The organism is Pantoea sp. y20 (assembly GCF_054903455.1).
Genome location: NZ_CM142816.1, coordinates 2,034,573 through 2,049,560, shown reverse-complemented (window position 1 = coordinate 2,049,560; position 14,988 = coordinate 2,034,573). Strand labels below are relative to the sequence as shown.

13 protein-coding genes are annotated in these 14,988 nt (G+C 55.3%); 4 read left to right on the top strand and 9 right to left on the bottom strand.

Annotation, left to right across the window (positions count from 1 at the left end):
- The first annotated feature begins 1 nt into the window (after position 1).
- On the top strand, positions 2–919 hold the full coding sequence (locus ACYAC5_RS09640; protein WP_312464836.1) for a nucleotidyl transferase AbiEii/AbiGii toxin family protein: 918 nt from the start codon (positions 2–4) through the stop codon (positions 917–919).
- Positions 920–1,116: 197 nt separating this feature from the next.
- Here ACYAC5_RS09640 and ACYAC5_RS09635 read toward each other — a convergent pair whose 3' ends face one another.
- The 6 genes from ACYAC5_RS09635 to ACYAC5_RS09610 form a co-directional block, all read right to left on the bottom strand.
- Positions 1,117–2,091 carry a sugar-binding transcriptional regulator gene (locus tag ACYAC5_RS09635; protein ID WP_008104043.1) on the bottom strand — a complete coding sequence of 325 codons (975 nt, stop codon included), beginning with the start codon at positions 2,089–2,091 and terminating at the stop codon, positions 1,117–1,119.
- Between the two features lie 194 nt (positions 2,092–2,285).
- Positions 2,286–3,143: a phosphogluconate dehydrogenase C-terminal domain-containing protein gene (locus ACYAC5_RS09630; protein ID WP_277974856.1), complete on the bottom strand. Its 858-nt coding sequence runs from the start codon at positions 3,141–3,143 to the stop codon at positions 2,286–2,288.
- Between the two features lie 4 nt (positions 3,144–3,147).
- Positions 3,148–3,957: a sugar phosphate isomerase/epimerase family protein gene (locus ACYAC5_RS09625; RefSeq protein ID WP_210080639.1), complete on the bottom strand. Its 810-nt coding sequence runs from the start codon at positions 3,955–3,957 to the stop codon at positions 3,148–3,150.
- Positions 3,957–4,730, bottom strand: coding sequence for a triose-phosphate isomerase family protein (locus tag ACYAC5_RS09620; RefSeq protein WP_277974855.1), 774 nt, complete (start codon positions 4,728–4,730; stop codon positions 3,957–3,959). Before ACYAC5_RS09620 ends, ACYAC5_RS09625 begins: the two co-directional genes overlap by 1 nt.
- A 3-nt stretch (positions 4,731–4,733) precedes the next feature.
- On the bottom strand, positions 4,734–6,479 hold the full coding sequence (locus ACYAC5_RS09615) for a dihydroxyacetone kinase family protein (protein ID WP_277974854.1): 1,746 nt from the start codon (positions 6,477–6,479) through the stop codon (positions 4,734–4,736).
- A gap of 1 nt (position 6,480) precedes the next feature.
- Positions 6,481–7,815 (bottom strand): MFS transporter, encoded by a 1,335-nt coding sequence (locus ACYAC5_RS09610; protein WP_101764431.1) that lies wholly within the window; start codon positions 7,813–7,815, stop codon positions 6,481–6,483.
- 446 nt (positions 7,816–8,261) lie between these two features.
- On the opposite strand from ACYAC5_RS09610, the gene ACYAC5_RS09605 reads away from it, so the two are divergent.
- A complete protein-coding gene (locus tag ACYAC5_RS09605; RefSeq protein WP_101764432.1) occupies positions 8,262–8,720 on the top strand; it encodes an RpiB/LacA/LacB family sugar-phosphate isomerase in 459 nt (152 codons plus the stop codon).
- 29 nt (positions 8,721–8,749) lie between these two features.
- Positions 8,750–10,741: a transketolase gene (gene tkt, locus ACYAC5_RS09600; protein ID WP_462062903.1), complete on the top strand. Its 1,992-nt coding sequence runs from the start codon at positions 8,750–8,752 to the stop codon at positions 10,739–10,741.
- A gap of 63 nt (positions 10,742–10,804) precedes the next feature.
- On the opposite strand, the gene ACYAC5_RS09595 is transcribed toward tkt, so the two are convergent.
- On the bottom strand, positions 10,805–11,410 hold the full coding sequence (locus ACYAC5_RS09595; RefSeq protein ID WP_309834696.1) for a TetR/AcrR family transcriptional regulator: 606 nt from the start codon (positions 11,408–11,410) through the stop codon (positions 10,805–10,807).
- 99 nt (positions 11,411–11,509) lie between these two features.
- Positions 11,510–12,190 carry a type 1 glutamine amidotransferase domain-containing protein gene (locus ACYAC5_RS09590; protein ID WP_462062902.1) on the bottom strand — a complete coding sequence of 227 codons (681 nt, stop codon included), beginning with the start codon at positions 12,188–12,190 and terminating at the stop codon, positions 11,510–11,512.
- Positions 12,191–12,394: 204 nt separating this feature from the next.
- Here ACYAC5_RS09590 and ACYAC5_RS09585 point away from each other — a divergent pair, with 204 nt between their 5' ends.
- Positions 12,395–13,411 carry a lipoate--protein ligase A gene (locus tag ACYAC5_RS09585; protein ID WP_462062901.1) on the top strand — a complete coding sequence of 339 codons (1,017 nt, stop codon included), beginning with the start codon at positions 12,395–12,397 and terminating at the stop codon, positions 13,409–13,411.
- A gap of 34 nt (positions 13,412–13,445) precedes the next feature.
- Here the strand turns inward: ACYAC5_RS09585 and ACYAC5_RS09580 are convergent, their stop codons facing one another.
- Positions 13,446–14,837 carry a PTS transporter subunit EIIC gene (locus ACYAC5_RS09580; RefSeq protein ID WP_462062900.1) on the bottom strand — a complete coding sequence of 464 codons (1,392 nt, stop codon included), beginning with the start codon at positions 14,835–14,837 and terminating at the stop codon, positions 13,446–13,448.
- Between the last annotated feature and the right edge of the window lie 151 nt (positions 14,838–14,988).

The window sequence follows — 14,988 nt, the reverse complement described above, 5'->3', positions numbered from 1 at the left end:
GATGGACAGAACGAGTATCTATTATCGGCAGGTACAACTGCTGCTGCAAATTCTGCCATTGGTCTCTCTGCATAACTGCTTCGCCTTAAAAGGTGGAACAGCCATCAATCTTTTCATCCGGGAATTACCTCGTTTATCTGTGGATATCGATCTCGTGTTTTTACCAGCATTAGATCGCATCGCAGCATTAGCCGCGATAAAAAGGGCACTTGATGAAATTGCTGAAGAAATAAGCACCAAGCTGGTCGGCAGCAACGTTATTCGTTCTTATGAAGATAAAAATGATGCATTGCGACTGATCGTGAATCATGCAGGCGTGCAAATTAAAATTGAGTTATCGCCGGTGTTACGGGGAACCGTATATGAATCCAGAATAATGCAGGTCTGTGAATTGGTTGAAGATGAGTTTGGTTTTAGTGAAACCAACGTCGTTTCATTCGCCGACCTGTATGCAGGAAAGATTTGTGCAGCACTTGATCGTCAGCATCCCAGAGACTTGTTCGATGTCAAATTCCTGCTCGAAAATGAAGGCTTAACGGAGGCGCTCCGCAAAGCATTACTGGTTTATTTGATCAGTCACCCTCGCCCGCTTTCTGAACTGCTGCAACCACAGTTAAAAGACATTTCAGGCATCTATGATGGCGAATTTCGTAACATGGCGGAGATAGATGTGCCTCTGCAGGAACTTGAAGCAGCCAGACGTCATTTAATTGAAACGATTAATGCTGCAATTACAGATAAAGAGCGTAAGTTTCTCCTCTCTTTCAAAAATGGCCAACCCGATTGGTCGCTTCTTGAGTTATCGAATATCGATCAACTTCCTGCCGTTCGCTGGAAACTGCAAAATTTAGCGAATATGCCAAAATCCAAACATGTGGCGGCAGTTAATAAATTGAAGAGCGTTTTGAAAATTATTTAGCATTAGGCTTCATGCGCGGTAGTAAGATACGCTAACACCGCGCCGCTGCATTCATCCTTACGACTGACCATCATTAAATTCGCGGTTAATCTAAGTCATACGCCAGCGCAGACGTCGGTTCTGGATGATAGTCAGGCATATAGCCGACATCGAGCAGACCGTTGTTAATCGCCTCATAACAATGGTTGGCCGTTTAACTAAACCTTCTCCTGCGACAAACTCAGAATGGTGCGGATGTTCTGCGCGGTGGTGGCGATAATATCAATCGCGCCAGTGCGCAGTGCGCCGAGGATCGCCATCGCTTTGGTATTTTCCGCGGCAATGGCGATCACGCAGGGAATCTTGCGGAGTTCATCAATGCTCAGCCCAATGACGCGATCGTTCATCACGGTATCCACGTGCTGGCCCTGCGAATTAAAGAAGTCGTAGCCGGCGACATCGCCCGTCACGCCCTGATTAACGCTGGCGTCAATGATTTCGTGCGGCGTGAACCAGCCGAGTTTCACCATGTAGCTGTTTTCATTCATGTCGCCGATGCCCACCAGCGCCACATCCGCTTTGCGCGCGCGGTCCAGCGTCTCTTTGATGGTGCCGTTTTGCATAAACGCATCGCGCAACGCGCGGTTCTCAACATAAGCGGGCGCGTAAAGCGTTTCGCTGATGCCGCCGAACTTCTTCGCCAGACGACGGCTGATATGGTCGGCGTTAATGGCATCACCGGGACGATGCGTGCCGCCAATACCGCTGATAAACAGACAATTACGCGTCGGCACCTGGCCGGGATAATCGGCGACAGCGGCCACGTTGCGTCCTTGCCCAACGGCAACAATGGCGTCGTCTTTCAGCGACTGCGCTAAATGTGACGACACCAGCGCGGCGACCTGACGTCGCTGCTCTTCCTGATCGGGCTGATCGAGCGCTATCAGCGCACGTTGCAGTTGTGGGAAGCGATTTTGCAGCTGTTGTTCGAGGCGGGTGCTGAAGACGGGATGGTAGCGCACGTTGATTTCGACGATGCCCTCTTCGCGTGCGCGTTTGAGCAGCCGGCCGACTTTAATGCGGGAAATACCAAACTTACGCGCAATCTCCTCCTGGGTGATTTCGTCCTGATAATAGGCGACAGCTATTTCCGTCAGCAGCTCGGAGTCCTGAGAAAGCGTGTTTTTTTCCATCCGTAACCTGTCTTTTTGGGCGTTATATGAAGATGTTGCGACCACGCCATGTAGGGTGCGAATTGATGCGCACCAGGTCAACATAAATGGCGACCCTACAAAATGGGGCGAGATCTGACTTTGGCAGGGAGTTATATCATTGATACGACTCGCTTCGCCAGACCACAGCGCCGCGAGTCGATCGAGCGTCACGCTTAGCGCTTGATGGCGTCGATTTTCAGCATACGGGCAATCACGATATCCAGCTCTTTCTGATCGAAGATCTGTTTCCAGTCAGGTTTCACAATCTTCTCACGACCGTACTCCATGGCGATCATGCAGGCATCCGAGAACGGGTTGGTCGCGCGGAACGCCACGGCGAGCGCGATCTGAATATGGCCGTACAACATCGCTTTAGCCGCTTCTTCCGGCACGCCGCTGTGCTTCACGGTTTCATCCAGCGCCTCTTTCATAAACGCACCCACCATGCAGGCTACGGTTTCCACCAGCGTCGGTTCCAGATACGCCAGCTGCGTCACGGTGACCCAATGCACCTGCTCCACCGGGCCGTACATCACGCTGATCACCTTGCTCAGCTCGGCTTTCTGCTCATCAGAACCAGTTTCATAGGAAGCCGCCACGTGCTGAATCGCCGCGATACCACCGAAGGCATCGGCATGTTCTTCTTTGGTGTAACGCTCAAGGAATACCGACGGATGGCAAGGATGCGCCACCGCGTATTCAATACCATCACGATGGGCGATCAGATTGGCGTAGGCCGCCGCCGGATCCAGCGTCAGCAGAATCGCGCCCGGTTTCATCTGTGGCACCACGCCTTCAGACACTTTGCCCAGCACGATATCCGGCACCGCCAGAATCACCACGTCGCTCAATGGCACCACGAAGGCGGCATCAGAAAGTTCGCGCCCCTGCGCGCTCACCTGCTCTTGCGCCTTGGGTGAGTTCTCACAGTAAAACACCTGGTAATCGCTTTTCTGGAAGTTGGCAGAAATACGCATACCCATTTTGCCGCCCGCGCCAATCACGGTGATAGTTTTCAGTTGCACGCTCATGTTGTTACTCCTGATCTTGTTTACTACGTAAGAATTCAACGGTGCGGCGAGTCCATTCGGCTTCTCGCTCGCAGGTTACAGCGGCATCGTCTTGCCACGGCAACCAATGTTCGACGATTTGGTTAATGCCTTTATCCGCCGGGCGCACGCTGGCGATCATCCGGTCGTAATCCAGCAAGCCTTCGCCCATCGGGCAGCCGGCGAAGGTAAAGCCGATCCAGCCATCACGGCGCGTGAAGGCAAAGTCTTTGATGTGCAGATTGCCGACGCGCGCGGCGGTGTTGGCAATCACCTGCTCTGGCAGTTCGAGGCCGGCGACACAGTTGGCGGGATCGAGACACACGCCGAGCCACGGCGACAGGAACTTGTTGATCACTGACATCATCGCGCCGCTGTTCACCTGCTCGTATGTCTCCAGACAGAGACGCACCTGCTGGCGGGCAAAATCCGGCAACACCGCGCCAATCAGCTCGGCGGCTTCGTCGAGCGTGGGACGGTGATCGGCGGTGTAGAACATCGAGCGTATGACGCGCGCATCAAGGATCTCCGCCATGTGCAGATAACGACGCAGATGCGCAGTGCCGAGGCCGCGCGTGCCGAGTTCCAGCGTGATGCCGAGCGCATCAGCCTGCTGACGCAGCGTCAGCAGTTGTGCGTCAGTCCAGCTTTCAATCGCCGGATAATCGCAGATTTGAAACACCGACACATCCAGTTCGGCGGTCTGTTGCAGCATCTGCTCCAGCGTCAGCGGATGAGGGACTTTCGATGACATGCGCCAGAAAAAGGCGTAGGTACTGAGTCCGATACGGCTCATTAACAGCGCTCCTGAGCCAGCTCACTGGCTTCATCAATAATTTTTGCCAGCGCTTTGGGATCGTGGGCAAAGCGACCCAGAAACAGGCCATTTACGTCCGCGCCAAGGCGCTGAATCAGTCCCGGACCGGCACTGCCGCCGTAAATGATTTTCAGGGTGATGCCGGGCGGCGTGGCGAGCTGCTGCAATCCGGCGCACACGGCGCGGATGTAGCTGTCCGGTGCCGGTTGCGGCGCACCAATCGCCCACTGCGGTTCGTAGGCAAAGAACACCTCGCCCTTTAAGCCCTGCTGCGCTGACTCAGCCAGCGCTTCGGCCAGCTGCTGTTGGCACAGCGCGATTGCCTGCTGCGGTTCTGCCTGCACTTCTTCACCGATGCACAGCACCGGCGTGATGCCGTGACGCAGCGACATCGCCACTTTGGCGGCAATTTGCACTTTGTCTTCATGGAAATGACGACGGCGCTCGGCGTGACCAATTTCGGCCAGCGAGCAGCCTAACTCCTGCAACATACTGGCGCTGACTTCGCCGGTCCAGGCTCCGTTCTCGGCCTGGCAAACATCCTGAGCGCCCAAGCGCACCGGCGTGTCAGCGAAGATGGCTGCAACCGCCGGAATCGCCGGATAAGCCGGCAACACAAACAAGCCCACGTCGCCGTTTTTCACCGCAGCATGGTCGGCTAATGCCGCTACATCACGACACCATTGCAAGGTTTGCTGATAGCCGAAGTACATTTTTAAACTGACGCCGAGCCAGATTTTTGGCTGAGACATGCTTCAAGCTCCTTGTTCAGAGGCACTGTGTTCTTTTAGCAGATCGCCGACGGTATTGACGATTAATGCCAGCGAAATGGCTCCGGCATCCGGCGTGCCAACGCTTTTTTCTGCCAGCGGACGCGCACGCCCCATTTTTGGCACCAGCTGCGCGGTGTCCTGCGCAGCTTTATCAGCCACCTGCGCCGCCTTCAGCCAGGCGTCCGTTAACGACGCACCGGCGGCAACCGCCTCATTCAGGCTGTCGCTGAACGGCACCAGCACATCCACCATGGTTTTATCGCCAACGCGCGCTTTACCAAAGTGCATAATGCCTTCTTTTGCTTCACGTACGCCGGTGGCCACACGCTGTGCATCTGGTGTCTGACGATCGCCAAGCGCGGTACCCAATGCAGTAAGCGCCACGCCCCACAACGCGCCGGACGTGCCACCGGCTTTGTCGGCCCAGGCATCCGCCGCGCGGCACAGCAAGCTGCCCGCCCCGGCACCGCGCGCAGCGACTTCACGCGCTTTCTCAACCGCGCCCAGCACGCCGCGCTCCATGCCGATACCGTGGTCGCCGTCACCGGCCACCGCATCGATATCGCCAAGGCGTTCAGCGTTACGCTGTAACATTTCCGCCACGGATTCGAGCAACTGGAGTACGCGTTTCGCGCTCTCTTGCGATTCCGCGGTGGCTGCTGGCAAGGCTTCTTCCGTGCTTTCAATGCGCTCAGCGGCGCTTAACGGTTCGGCCACCAATACGCTGCCTTTGCGGTACGCTGGCGTATTGGTCGGCGCGCGCCACAAGGTTTCCAGCTGATCGTCCAGCCACATCAGCGTCAGTGACGCACCGGCCATATTGAAGCTGGTGACAAACTCGCCGACGTCCGGCTCAACCACCTGCAGGTTGGCGGCCTCCAGCAGTTGCGCGACGCGACGATAGACAACAAACAGCTCTTCATATTTCACCGAGCCCAGACCGTTGAGGATCACCGCCACGCGCTGACCTTCGGCCTGCGGGATATCGGCTGGCAGTTCATTGAGCAAGCGCTCCACGAAGATCTCGGCCAGCTCATCCGCACTCGGCATGTCGGTCTCTTTGATCCCCGGCTCGCCGTGAATGCCAAGTCCCAGCGCCATGCGCCCTTTTTCCACTTCGAACAGCGGATGCGAAGCGCCCGGCAGGCTGCAACCGGAAAACGCCACGCCAAACGTACGCGTGCGTTGATTCGCGTGCTGTGCCAGCTGCAGGACCTGCGATAAATCGTGACCCGCTTCAGCCGCGGCGCAGGCGGCTTTGAACACACAGAGATCGCCAGCCACACCGCGACGCTTCTCCAGCTCATCTTTACCCGCGCTGGAGATATCGTCGGTCACCGCCAGCACTTCGCAGGCGATACCTTCCGCCCGCAGACGCTCGCACGCCTGGCCGAAGTGCAGCACATCCCCGGCGTAGTTACCGAACATCAGCAACACGCCCGCGCCGTTATGGGCCGCACGCGCTACGTTGTAGATCTGCTGCGCTGATGGCGAAGCGAATAAGTTACCCATCGCCGCGCCGTGTGCCAGACCTTGTCCAACCAACCCGGCGAACGCCGGATAGTGACCGGACCCGCCGCCCACAATCACCGCCACCGTATTCGGCTGGCTGCGGGTGCTGCGCACCACGCCTCCGGTGACCTGACGGACTTTATCGGCGTTGGCGGCGACAAAGCCTTCGATAAGCTCAGCGGCAAAGGCTGAAGGTTGGTTAAACAGGTACGTCATATTAATGCTCCTGAGCTAAAGAGGTCGGCTGAGACGGCGAGCGACGGCGATTAAGTAACAGCATGAGGAACGCGGACAGCAGCATGAATCCACCCACCACAAACATCGGCAAGGCGTAGCTGTTGGTGGCGTCGTGCAGCGCGCCGGTGATGTAGCCCGCGGAGAAGCCCGCTACGTTTCCTAAGGTATTGATCAAAGCAATGGCTGCGGCGGCAGACGCGCCGGTCAGGAACTGCGTGGGTAAGGTCCAGAAATTCGGCAGTGCAGCGAAGATGGAGCTGGCGGTAATCGCAATCACCATAATGGTGGTGAACGGCGAATCCATATACAGCGCCAGCGGCACGCTGATGCCGCCTGCCAGCGCTGGAATGGCGATATGCCAGGTTTTGCAACCGCGACGCGTGGCATCTTTTGACCAGAAGAACATCACCACCGCCGCAATCAGGTACGGCACGCCGGTAATCAGCCCTTTCTGCATCACGTTAAAAGTGGTACCGAACTGCTGCTGGAAGCCCGCGATAATGGTTGGCAGGAAGAACGCCAGCGCATACAGGCCATAAATAAAGCCGAAGTAAATCAGGCACAGCATCCAGACGCGGCCGTTGCCCATCACCGAGCGCAGGCTGTGTTTTTGATGGCCCTGCTTCTGTTGATGCTCGGCTTCCAGTTCGGTGGTCAGCCAGGTTTTCTCTTCGGCGGTCAGCCACTTGGCCTGACGCGGCGAATCCACCAACCAGAACAGCGCGACGATACCAATCAAAATCGCGGGAATCGACACGCCCATAAACATCACGCGCCAGCCTTCCATGCCGAACAGGCCGTGCTGCTGAATCAGGGACGCGGCTAATGGCGCACCGAACACCACCGTTAGCGGCTGGGCAAGGTAGAACAGCGACAGAATTTTGCTGCGATGACGTCCCGGCACCCACATGCTGAGATAGAGAATCGCGCCTGGGAAGAAGCCAGCTTCGGCGATACCCAGCAGCAAACGCAGCGTATACAAGCCTTCCACACTGCTCACCCAGGTAAACAGCAGCGAGACAATGCCCCAGCTGATCATGATGCGCGCCAGCCAGCGACGCGCGCCGAACTTATGCAGCGCCAGGTTGCTTGGCACTTCCAGCAGAATGTAGCCAATAAAGAAGATGCCCGATGCCAGGCCAAACTGCAGTGCGGTGAGGCCGAGGTCTTGCGTCATGCCGTTGGGGCCGGCAAACGAAATCGCGGTGCGATCGAGGAAGTTGATAAAGAACATCAGCGCCACGAACGGCACTAAGCGCCAGGAGATTTTTCTGATGGTGGATTGTTCCACCGCTGTCATTGATGGTTGGTTCATAACGCACCTCCACGACGTGCGTGAGTGATCATTTCTTTATGTGGTGTTGACCAATCGCCAAACAGGCGCTGGCTGCAGGAGTACTGAGAGGTACGGTGTAAATGACACATGTTCGAGTCCTCGATGGGTCTTCTTGTACATTGGTATAGTCATGCGAACATATGAACACTACACGGATAATTGTGCATCTCTCAACTGCAACACGTGAAAGTGTGAGCAGCCGCATAAGATTTGATTTTGGTCAATTTATCGGATTACTACGCCCATTCGCCGGCGCACAAGCGATTTCAATGGGTTCAATGAGGTATTCAGGCGCGATCCTGATAGCAATTCATATGAACAACCATTGAACATATGATTGAGTTTGTGGCAGGCTAACTATGAACATCTTCTCGCCTGCTGAACAAACGTGCAGGCGTCATTGCACACCCTGCTGGAGAACGACGATGAAAACTATCGCAATTGGCGCCGATGATGCGGCTATCGAATTGAAAAATGTGATTAAAAAGCTGCTGGAAGAGAAAGAGTATGTGGTGACGGATTACACCAATGACGCGCAAAACGACCGTCCGATGTATCCGGATGTGGCATTTGCGCTCGCCACCGCTATCCAGAAGAACGAATTTGAGCGCGGCATTCTGCTGTGCGGCACCGGCATCGGCGTGGCGATTGTCGCCAACAAGGTGGAAGGCGTGCGCGCGGCGCAGTGCCACGACACCTTCTCTGCCGAGCGTGCTCGCAAGAGCAACAACGCGCAGATCATGACCATGGGCGCGCGCGTCATTGGTCCTGAGCTGGCGAAGAACATCGTGAATGCCTGGCTGGCATCGGAGTTTGAAGGTGGCGGCTCAACTGCCAAAGTAGACAAGATCGGTTACTACGAACAAGTATCCCACGCTAAATAAGCGCCGATGTCGCACCTCTGGAGAACCTTATGTCTACACGCCGGGAAAGAGCCAACGCCATCCGCGCTTTGAGTATGGATGGCGTACAACAAGCCAATTCGGGGCATCCGGGCGCCCCGCTGGGCATGGCGGACATCGCTGAAGTGTTGTGGCTCGACTTTTTGCAGCACAATCCACGCAATCCTCACTGGGCTAACCGCGACCGCTTCGTGTTATCGAACGGTCACGGTTCGATGCTGATTTACAGCCTGTTGCACCTGAGCGGTTACGATTTGCCGCTCAGTGAATTAAAAAATTTTCGTCAGCTGCACTCCAAAACGCCGGGGCATCCTGAATACGGTTACACCGCAGGCGTTGAAACCACCACCGGCCCGCTGGGTCAGGGCATCGCTAACGCCGTCGGTTTTGCCATTGCCGAGCGCACGCTGGCGGCGCAGTTCAACCGTCCGGGACATGACATCGTAGACCATAACACCTACGTGTTTATGGGCGACGGCTGCATGATGGAAGGCATCTCACACGAAGTCTGCTCCATCGCCGGTACGCTGAAGCTGGGCAAACTGGTTGCCTTCTACGATGACAACGGCATCTCCATCGACGGTCACGTTGACGGCTGGTTCACCGACGACACCGCCAAACGCTTCGAAGCCTACGGCTGGCACGTGGTGCGCGGCGTGGACGGTCACGATGCGGACGCGATTAAGAAAGCGGTGGAAGAAGCCAAAGCGGTTTCCGACAAGCCTTCACTGCTGATGTGCAAAACCGTGATTGGCTTCGGTTCGCCAAACAAAGCCGGCACGCACGACTCGCACGGCGCGCCGCTGGGTGCCGATGAAATCGCGCTGACCCGCAAGCAGCTCGGCTGGAACCACGGTCCGTTTGAAATCCCTTCAGACATCTACGCGCAGTGGGATGCCAAAGAAGCCGGCCAGGCGAAGGAGTCCGCGTGGGACCAGAAGTTTGCCGCCTACGCCGCCGCGCATCCGGAGCTGGCTGCCGAGTTCAAACGTCGCGTGAACAATGAGCTGCCGGCGAACTGGGCCAGCGAGTCGCAGAAGTTCATCGAGCAGCTGCAGGCCAGTCCGGCGAAAATTGCCAGCCGTAAAGCCTCGCAGAACGCCATCGAAGCCTTTGGCAAAATCCTGCCGGAATATCTGGGCGGCTCCGCTGACCTGGCGCCGAGCAACCTCACCATGTGGTCCGGCTCGAAGCCAATCAACGAAGATGCGGCGGGCAACTACATCCATTACGGCGTGCGCGAGTTCGGTATGACCGCCATCGCCAACGGTATCGCGCTGCACGGCGGTTTCCTGCCGTACACCGCCACCTTCCTGATGTTCGTCGAGTACGCGCGCAACGCCGCACGCATGGCCGCGCTGATGAAAATCCGTCAGATCATGGTTTACACCCACGACTCGATTGGTCTGGGCGAAGATGGCCCGACGCACCAGCCGGTTGAGCAGATGGCCAGCCTGCGCGTGACGCCAAACATGAGCCTGTGGCGCCCGTGCGACCAGGTTGAGTCAGCGGTGGCGTGGAAGTACGCGATTGAACGCGTGGACGGCCCGTCGGCGCTGATCTTCTCGCGTCAGAACCTGGCGCAGCAGGATCGTAGCGCTGAGCAGTTGGCTAACGTGGCGCGCGGCGGTTACGTGTTGAAGGACAGCGAAGGTACGCCAGAGCTGATCCTGATCGCCACCGGTTCAGAAGTGGAACTGGCAGTGGCTGCGTTTGATCAGCTGACGGCGGAAGGCCGCAAGGTGCGCGTGGTGTCTATGCCATCCACCGACGCCTTCGACAAGCAGGACGCGGCGTACCGTGAATCTGTGCTGCCAAAAGCCGTTGCCGCACGCGTGGCGATTGAAGCGGGTATCGCGGATTACTGGTTCAAATACACCGGCCTAAACGGCGCGATCGTCGGCATGACCACCTTCGGTGAGTCAGCGCCTGCGGATCAGCTGTTCAAAGAGTTTGGTTTTACGGTTGAGAACGTGGTTAACACGGCGAGATCGGTTTTGTGATTTGAGGTCGCTAAATAGCGACCCAACAAAAGAAAAGGCGGCTCTGTTGAGTCGCCCTTTTTACTACGCGGTGATACGAATAATTTTTTGCGTCATGCTCATGGCGGAATCAAATGGGCCGGTATTGCGCACGATTTTCACCATCACGCTGGCGCCCACCCACAGCTGATACAGGCTTTCCGCCACACGGCTCGGTTTATCATCGATAGACAGCGAACCTTCCTCAACACCCGCTTCTAGCGCATGCGCCAGTCGCGCGATAATGCCGGCCGTGCCGGTCTGTAGCGTGCCGCGCATGCTATCCGAGAGATCGGCAACTTCCGCGCCCAGCTTCACCGCCAGACACTTGCCCTGACAATCGGAGAACGATTGCGATTCACGCCACAGCTGCCAGTAGTTCATCAGCCGCTGCGCCATCGTCAGGCCCGGCTCGCTCAAGGTCGCGTCTAGCTCAGCCAGATAATCATCGAAATAGCGCGCCAGCATATCCACGCCAAAAGCCTCTTTCGAGCTGAAGTAGTGATAGAACGAGCCTTTTGGCACACCGGCATCGGTGAGGATTTCATTTAATCCGACAGCCGAAAAACCCTTGCCGGCCATAATGCGTTGGCCAGTGGCAAGGATGTGATCGCGGATTTCATTGTTATGCAATTGGGATGTAGTCGTCATAGCGTTAGATTACCAAATACTAGACCAGTCGTCTAGGCGCTAAGCATGCGTTTACTGCTGCGATAAGGGAGGCGGACAGCGGTTCGCCTCCCGATGCGTTTATTGCGCCAGTTGCTTGATCAACTGTTGCGCCGTCTCTGCTGAAGACGTTGGGTTTTGTCCGGTAATCAGCAAACCATCGCTGACGACATAGGAACTCCAGTCCGCGCCTTTCGAATACAGACCGCCCTTCGCAATCAGTTCGTCTTCCACCAGGAAAGGCACCACCTGAGTCAGGCCGACCGCTTCCTCTTCGCTGTTGGTAAAACCGGTGACTTTACGGCCTGCTACCAGCGGGTTTCCTTGCGGGGTTTTGACGTGGCGCAGCACGCCCGGCGCATGACACACCAGTGCAACGTGCTTGTTGGCGGCCAGGAAGCCTTCGATCAGCGCGATTGAGTGCTGATCTTCTGCTAGATCCCAGAGCGGACCGTGACCGCCTGGGTAAAACACCGCGTCGAAATCGGCTGGCGATACGCTGTCCAGACGCACGGTGGCGGCGAGTTGCGCGGTTGCTGCTGCGTCAGCTTCAAAGCGATGCGTTTGCTCAGTCTGGAAATCGGGCTCATTGCTTTTAGGATCTAACGGCGGATTGCCGCCTTTCGGTGACGCCAGCGTGATTTCTGCGCCAGCATCTTTGAAGGCGTAGTAAGGCGCGGCCAGCTCTTCCAGCCAGAAACCGGTTTTGCGGCCGGTGTTACCCAATTGGTCGTGTGAGGTTAGAACCATAAGAATATTCATAATCAATCTCCTGCTTGCTGGATTAAACGTCTAAACTAGACCAGTCGTCTAGCACTTGAATTCAAAGTAACAGCTAATAGACCAGTCGTCTAGAGATTAATTCATTTTTATTATTGAAATGGAATGGGCTGCTGTTTCTTACCTTTCGATCTGCTTCAGCGTACTCTGTCCCGGTTTGCCCTTTCTCACGGAACCGAAAAAATCATGTCCACCCTACGATTACTCATTTCTGACTCACACGATCCCTGGTTCAACCTCGCAGTAGAAGAGTGTATTTTCCGCCAGATGCCGACAACGCAGCGCGTGCTGTTTCTCTGGCAGAACGCCGAAACCGTGGTTATTGGACGCGCCCAGAATCCGTGGAAAGAGTGCAACACGCGACGCATGGCGGAAGACGGCATCAAGCTGGCACGACGCAGCAGCGGCGGCGGCGCGGTGTTTCACGATTTGGGCAACTGCTGCTTCACCTTTATGGCCGGTAAACCGGAATACGATAAGTCAGTCTCCACGGCGATTATCCTGCGCGCGCTGGAACAGCTCGGCATTCCGGCAACAGCCTCCGGTCGCAACGATATCGTGGTGAATGTGGATGGCGAAGTGCGCAAGATTTCCGGATCTGCTTACCGTGAAACGCCGGATCGCGGTTTTCATCACGGCACCTTTTTGATGAATGCCGATCTGTCGCGTCTCGCCGATTACCTCAATCCAGACATTAAAAAATTACAGGCGAAAGGCATCACCTCGGTGCGATCGCGCGTGGCCAACATTGCCGATTTGGTGCCAGGCATCAGCTTTGAGGCGATCTGTCATGAGGTGATTGCCGCTTATTTCGATTACTACCAGGAAGAGTGCGAACCGGAGCATATTTCCCCCGCCGCACTGCCTGATTTGCCTGGTTTTGAAGAGCATTTTGCGCGGCTAAGCAGCTGGGAATGGAATTTTGGTAACGCACCGGATTTCTCGCATCTGCTGAATGAGCGTTTTGTCTGGGGCGGCGTTGAGATCCACTTTGATGTCGAACGCGGCGTGATTTCTCGCTGCCAGATTTTCACCGACAGCCTGAACCCTTCGCCATTAGAAGCGCTGGCGTTACGTCTGCAGGGCGCGATGTATCGACCTGAAACCATACTGGCGCAATTAGCGCAGTTGAAAGCAGAATATCCTCAGCAGATGAATGAGCTGAGCGAGCTGGAAAGCTGGCTGGTGGCGAGTGTGAGCTAAGCGTAAATTGGTCGCCATAAATGGCGACCAAACATTACTTATTCTCGGGCTGTGCGACTAAATCCGGTTCTTTGCCTACCAACATCAATGTCAGACTAAACGACATAATAAGCGCAATGGCGACGCCGGAAATGGCCCAGATAAAGTACGGGCCAATATAGGCCGGCAAACTGAATATACTGGAAAGAATATAGCCGTATAAACGCACGCCAAAGAAACCGATAAAGGCCGAAGCCAGCGCACTGGAAACCGTTGCCGCAATAAAGGCTTTTTTGTAGCGCGTTAACACGCCAAACAACGCCGGTTCTGTAATGCCTAATAATGCTGAAATGGCGGCTGAAAGTATGACCACTTTGTCCTGCCGATTTTTAGTCAATTTCCAGATAGCAAATGTGGCTCCGGCAATCGACATATTTGCCATAAACATCATCGGCATCAACATGTCATAACCGCGATCGCTGAAATTCTGCAGCGCAATCGGTGTCATCGCGTGATGCATGCCGGTTAGCACCGCAACGGGGCGAATGGCACCGACAATTAAGCCAGCAAAGCTCGCTGAGATACTGAATAAGCCCTCAATAAACAGCGCCAAACCTTTGCCAAGCCAAATACCCATCGGGCCAATTACCACCAGCGCGGTTAATGCCGCCAGGAACAGGGTTAAGGTTGGGGTAAATACGGTTTTCAATACTTCCGGCATAATACGATCCACCCCGCGATGGATATAGCTGAGAGCCAGAATAGAGAAGATGACCGGGATAACGCTGGAAGCATAATTAAATACCGAAACCGGCAGCACGCCCATCAGCCAAAATGCGCTTACTGCGCCCTCCTGATGCGCCGCCAGCGATTTTGCCGCATCAATTAAAGAGGGATACATTAAACACGCCGCCACGGCTGCGGCTAAATACTCGTTGGTTTTAAAGATTTTGGCGGCGGAGACCGCTAAAAAGAACGGCAGGAAATAGAATACGCCGCTGGCGATTAAATCAATCACCATTACCGTATCGCTTTTGGCCGAAACCAGCTGTAACGCCACTAATCCGGCCAGCAAACCTTTGATCATCCCGGCGCCAGCAATGGCGGGAACAATCGGGCCAAATACGCCCGAAACGGTATCCATAAACAGCGATATCAGGCTTTTGCGCGCTTTCTCGTTTTGCGCTGGCTGAACGCCATCGTTATTTAACACCGGTACGATTTGCTCATACCAGCTATTGACCTTGGGCCCGATAATAATCTGGAATTGTTCACTCTGCATTTGCGCGCCCAATACGCCGGGCAAGGTTTTAATTTCGCTCTGGTTAACTTTATTGTCATCAATAAGGTCAAAGCGCAGACGCGTCATGCAATGCCAGACTTTATTGATATTATTCTTCCCACCCACTAAGTGGATTATATTTTTTATTACTTCCTGCGTTCCCATACGTGCTCCTGAGGGAAGAAAAACAGCCTGATGAAATCTGCACTGGATGGTAATAAATGACACTCAACAAAACAAACCAATAAATTATGACTGCGATCACAAAACCCGTTGCAACAGGGCCATTAAGTTTTAAAATAGCAAATTGGTCTGT

Coding starts and splice junctions, on each gene's coding strand:
- ACYAC5_RS09620 (WP_277974855.1), bottom strand. CDS start 4,730: ATGTCTCAGCCAAAAATCTGGCTCGGCGTCAGTTTAAAAATGTACTTC.
- ACYAC5_RS09615 (WP_277974854.1), bottom strand. CDS start 6,479: ATGACGTACCTGTTTAACCAACCTTCAGCCTTTGCCGCTGAGCTTATC.
- ACYAC5_RS09590 (WP_462062902.1), bottom strand. CDS start 12,190: ATGAATATTCTTATGGTTCTAACCTCACACGACCAATTGGGTAACACC.
- ACYAC5_RS09640 (WP_312464836.1), top strand. CDS start 2: ATGGACAGAACGAGTATCTATTATCGGCAGGTACAACTGCTGCTGCAA.
- tkt (WP_462062903.1), top strand. CDS start 8,750: ATGTCTACACGCCGGGAAAGAGCCAACGCCATCCGCGCTTTGAGTATG.
- ACYAC5_RS09580 (WP_462062900.1), bottom strand. CDS start 14,837: ATGGGAACGCAGGAAGTAATAAAAAATATAATCCACTTAGTGGGTGGG.
- ACYAC5_RS09610 (WP_101764431.1), bottom strand. CDS start 7,815: ATGAACCAACCATCAATGACAGCGGTGGAACAATCCACCATCAGAAAA.
- ACYAC5_RS09585 (WP_462062901.1), top strand. CDS start 12,395: ATGTCCACCCTACGATTACTCATTTCTGACTCACACGATCCCTGGTTC.
- ACYAC5_RS09605 (WP_101764432.1), top strand. CDS start 8,262: ATGAAAACTATCGCAATTGGCGCCGATGATGCGGCTATCGAATTGAAA.
- ACYAC5_RS09635 (WP_008104043.1), bottom strand. CDS start 2,091: ATGGAAAAAAACACGCTTTCTCAGGACTCCGAGCTGCTGACGGAAATA.
- ACYAC5_RS09625 (WP_210080639.1), bottom strand. CDS start 3,957: ATGAGCCGTATCGGACTCAGTACCTACGCCTTTTTCTGGCGCATGTCA.
- ACYAC5_RS09595 (WP_309834696.1), bottom strand. CDS start 11,410: ATGACGACTACATCCCAATTGCATAACAATGAAATCCGCGATCACATC.
- ACYAC5_RS09630 (WP_277974856.1), bottom strand. CDS start 3,143: ATGAGCGTGCAACTGAAAACTATCACCGTGATTGGCGCGGGCGGCAAA.